Source organism: Caballeronia hypogeia, assembly GCF_001544875.2.
GTDB classification, from domain to species: domain Bacteria; phylum Pseudomonadota; class Gammaproteobacteria; order Burkholderiales; family Burkholderiaceae; genus Caballeronia; species Caballeronia hypogeia.
This window is the reverse complement of the sequence record NZ_FCOA02000070.1, coordinates 1-3,942: the sequence shown is the minus strand read 5'-3', so window position 1 is coordinate 3,942 and position 3,942 is coordinate 1. Positions and strand designations below refer to the sequence as shown.

The following is a 3,942-nucleotide window of genomic DNA, read 5'->3' as shown; positions in this document are numbered from 1 at the left end:
CACCGTGCACAGCGCGGTATTACCGGCAGTCACGCCCGACAGCGCGACGGATTTCTTCGGCTTGAATGCGCCGGCGGCAGTGGCTTCGGTCGATGCGGAATCGGTCATGTCTCGAGTCTCCTTTTGCACGCTCGCGATGCGGCGTTACTTGTTCTGTTGAGAGGATGAAGCGAAGAGCGGCGCGCAATCGTCGGGCATCGTCTGTCCGGTCGCGTGCGCGCGGCGCAGCACCGACCAGTAATAGCGATAGCTCGCGCGGTCATGCAGCGTGTCGCCGTGGCGCGTCGGCCCCCATTGTGCACGCTGCGCGCCGAGCAGGATCTCCGACGCAAGCGCGATCTCTTCCGCGCGCGGCGAAAACGCCGCGACGATCGGCCTGATCTGATCCGGATGAATGCTCCACATGCGCGTGTAGCCGAACTCGTTGCGGGCGCGCGCGGCATCGTTCGCGACGACGCTCATGTCGCGCACTTCCGTCGACACATTGTGCGAGGGAACCTTGCCGTGCGCGTGACATGCCGCTGCGATCTCGAGTTTCGCGCGCCTTACCAGCGGATGATCGAACTGGCCGGGCGAGCGCATCGCGGTATCGGGAATCGCGCCGTTGTGCGCGGAGACGAAGTCCATCAGACCGAAGCTCAGGGATTCGACGCCGGGCAGGGCGGCAAGTTCGAACGCATCGGCGAGCGCGCCGTGCGTTTCGATCAGCAGATGACAGGGAATGGGCTTCTGGATGCCGAACTCGGAGCGCGATGCCTCGATGAAAGCCACCATTTCGGCGGCATCGGCGACGCTGCGGATCTTCGGCAGCATGATGAACGCGGGCGCCTGCTTCGCGTTACGCAGGATGATGCGCACGTCGTCACGCCACGCGCGATGATTGAAGTCGTGGATGCGTACGCCCACGCGCCCGAAGCGGTCGTCCTCGCCGCCGACGAACGATGCGACCAGTTCCGCATGCTCGACTTCCTTGCCGACTTGCGCTCCGTCCTCGCAATCGAGCGTGATGTCGAACACCGGGCCGAGTTGCGCCTGTAACGCCAGCGACTTCCTGATCAGCTTCTCGCTGCCGGCATAGTGATCGCAGGGCGGGAGAACAGCGGGTTGCGGTTCACCGTCAAACAGCACTTCAGCGGGAGTGAGCGCGCGCATCGTCGGCGTGGGGTCCGATATGGGATTGAAGGTCGATCCTGCTCGATGATCCGGACGCGCTCGCCAATCTTTCAAGCGCGTTCGGATCACGCGCGAACGCCGTGAAGCGTTCGCGCCGACGGGAAACCCTTCCGGGCTTCCCGCTTGAACAACGTGCTTACTTGCCGAGCAGATGCGAGACGCCGTCGCGCTCTTCGAGCAGCTCGTTCAGCGTGCCGTCCATCTTCTCGCGCGAGAAGGCGTCGATTTCCAGGCCTTCGATGCGCTTGTACTCGCCGTTTTCGCACGTGACGGGCACGCCGTAGATGATGTCTTCCGGAATGCCGTACGAACCGTCCGACGGGATGCCCATCGTGACCCACTTGCCGTTCGTGCCGAGCACCCAGTCACGCACGTGATCGATCGCCGCATTCGCCGCCGATGCCGCCGACGACAGACCACGCGCTTCGATGATCGCAGCGCCGCGCTTGCCGACGGTCGGAATGAACGTGTTGCGGTTCCATTCGTCGTCGTTGATGAGCTTCGTGAGGTCCTGGCCTTCCGCCATTGCGAAGCGGAAGTCCGGGTACATCGTCGGCGAGTGGTTGCCCCACACGGCGAGCTTTTCGATCGACGCGACCGGCTTGCCCGACTTGGCGGCCAGTTGCGACAGTGCGCGGTTGTGGTCCAGACGCAGCATGGCGGTGAAGTTCTTCTTCGGCAGGTCCGGCGCCGACTTCATCGCGATGTACGCGTTCGTGTTCGCCGGATTGCCGACGACCAGCACCTTGACGTCGCGGCTCGCGACGTCGTTCAGCGCCTTGCCCTGAACCGTGAAGATTTCGGCGTTGGCCGAGAGCAGGTCCTTGCGCTCCATGCCCTTCGAGCGCGGACGTGCGCCGACGAGCAGCGCGACGTCGGCGTCCTTGAACGCGACCTTGGGATCGTCCGTGACGACGACGCCCGCCAGCAGCGGGAATGCGCAGTCTTCCAGTTCCATCACGACGCCTTTCACTGCGCCTTGCGCTTGCGGCAGATCGAGCAATTGAAGAATCACGGGCTGGTCTTTGCCGAGCAGATCGCCGTTGGCGATGCGGAACAGCAGCGAGTAGCCGATTTGACCTGCGGCGCCGGTTACGGCAACGCGCTTTGCGGACTTAGCCATTGAGAACTCTCCTGGACGAAACGTGGAACGCTAGGGAAAACGCCATTTTATGCGCGATACGCCGAGCGTTGATGAAGACATGGCGGCCATGACGCGCGCGAATCGCCGAAAGCGGCTACGCGACTGGCGTTGCGCGCGTTTGCCGGAAGATTCGCGCCGCATGAATGCGCATGCGGCGTGACTGCCATGCCATGAATCCTTCTCTTCGAGCGAGAGGCTTGCGGGATATTCTTGAGGGACGCGTTGATTTCGCTTGGTCTGACGGCAACGCGCCCATTCGAGACGGCGCTTGACGTTGCGAGGCGTGGGACAGGCAGCGGTGCGCGAATCGAGTGGCCGATCGGCGTGAGGCGGAAGCGAAAGGGCGTGCCTGGCGGTATGTCGCGCGATGCTTGACTGGCAGCGCGGTTGCAGGATCCCGAGGCAAAAACTGCCGCGGCGAACCCGCTGACCGGTCATGCAGCCGATCTCGCGACGACCCGCAAACCCTTGCTCGACAAGGAGTGTAGGAGCCACGAAGGGTAAAGTCAACAATATCTTATGTCTTATATAAGACATAGGATTCTACGGGAAAAGTCTGGACGCACGGCGGCCCTTGTGTTGAAATGCGCGGCATGAATTCCAACCCGGCGAGCACGACGACCCCCAACGGCACTGCACCGGCGGCTGAGGCCGCCAGCACGCCGTCGCCGACGTTCAGCCCGCTGTATCAGCAGATCAAGGCGCTCATCACGCAGGGACTCGAATCCGGCGAATGGAAGCCTGGCGAGATCATCCCGAGCGAGGTCGAACTGGCCGCGCGCTACAAGGTGAGTCAGGGCACCGTCCGCAAGGCGATCGACGAACTCGCCGCCGACAATCTTCTCGTTCGCCGTCAGGGCAAAGGCACGTTCGTTGCGACGCACAACGAAGACCGCGTGCAGTTCCGCTTTCTGCGCCTTCTGCCCGACGACGGCGACGTCCATCCTCACGTCAGCCGTCTGCTCGAATGCAAACGACTTCGTGCGCCGGCCGAGATCGCGCGTCAACTGGACCTGAAGCCCGCCGATCCCGTCGTTCTTATCAAGCGTCTGTTGCAGTTTGATGGCGTGACGACGGTACTCGATGAAATCTGGCTGCCGGGCGCGGTGTTTCGCGGACTCACGGCCGAGAGGCTTGCCGAGTACAAGGGCCCGCTTTACGCGATGTTCGAGACCGAGTTCGGCACGCGCATGATCCGGGCGACCGAGAAGATCCGCGCCGTCGCCGCCGACGAGACTGTTGCGCAGTTTCTGGAAGTCGCGCAGGGATTTCCCCTTTTATCGGTCGAGCGCGTGTCCTATACCTATGGCGATCGCCCTGTCGAAGTGCGTCGTGGCTGGTATGTGACGACCGGTTATTACTATCAGAACGACTTGAGTTGATCCATGAAGAACGGGGCTGCGAGCGCCGGCTGAGCGCTCGCGGGGCACGCCGCAACACGCATGCGGCAGCGCTATTCTCGCGTGCGCAGCAACAGTCTCTTCGACGGCTCTTCGCTGCAGCGCGAAATAAAAAGGCGCTAAAATTGCGGGTTAGTGTGTTAACAAGTTGGGGTCTAGCATGGCTGAAGCCGTAAAAAAACCAAGGCCCGAGTACCGGAACATCGGGATCGGCCAAATCGCGAA

The 3,942-nt window shown here is 62.5% G+C and carries 3 protein-coding genes; 1 reads left to right on the top strand and 2 read right to left on the bottom strand.

Annotation, left to right across the window (positions count from 1 at the left end; genetic code table 11):
* Window positions 1-144: 144 nt before the first annotated feature.
* Window positions 145-1,152, bottom strand: a complete 1,008-nt coding sequence (locus AWB79_RS37795; RefSeq protein ID WP_061172580.1) for an HpcH/HpaI aldolase/citrate lyase family protein — start codon at window positions 1,150-1,152, stop codon at window positions 145-147.
* Window positions 1,153-1,309: 157 nt separating this feature from the next.
* A complete protein-coding gene (locus AWB79_RS37790) occupies window positions 1,310-2,296 on the bottom strand; it encodes a malate dehydrogenase (RefSeq protein ID WP_061172579.1) in 987 nt (328 codons plus the stop codon).
* A 614-nt stretch (window positions 2,297-2,910) separates the two neighbouring features.
* On the opposite strand from AWB79_RS37790, the gene AWB79_RS37785 reads away from it, so the two are divergent.
* On the top strand, window positions 2,911-3,699 hold the full coding sequence (locus AWB79_RS37785; RefSeq protein WP_198399178.1) for a GntR family transcriptional regulator: 789 nt from the start codon (window positions 2,911-2,913) through the stop codon (window positions 3,697-3,699).
* The last annotated feature ends 243 nt before the right edge of the window (window positions 3,700-3,942 follow it).

What these genes read in the sequence shown, in the direction of transcription:
- AWB79_RS37795 (WP_061172580.1), bottom strand. Translation starts at nt 1,152, where the DNA reads ATGCGCGCGCTCACTCCCGCTGAAGTGCTGTTTGACGGTGAACCGCAA.
- AWB79_RS37790 (WP_061172579.1), bottom strand. Translation starts at nt 2,296, where the DNA reads ATGGCTAAGTCCGCAAAGCGCGTTGCCGTAACCGGCGCCGCAGGTCAA.
- AWB79_RS37785 (WP_198399178.1), top strand. Translation starts at nt 2,911, where the DNA reads ATGAATTCCAACCCGGCGAGCACGACGACCCCCAACGGCACTGCACCG.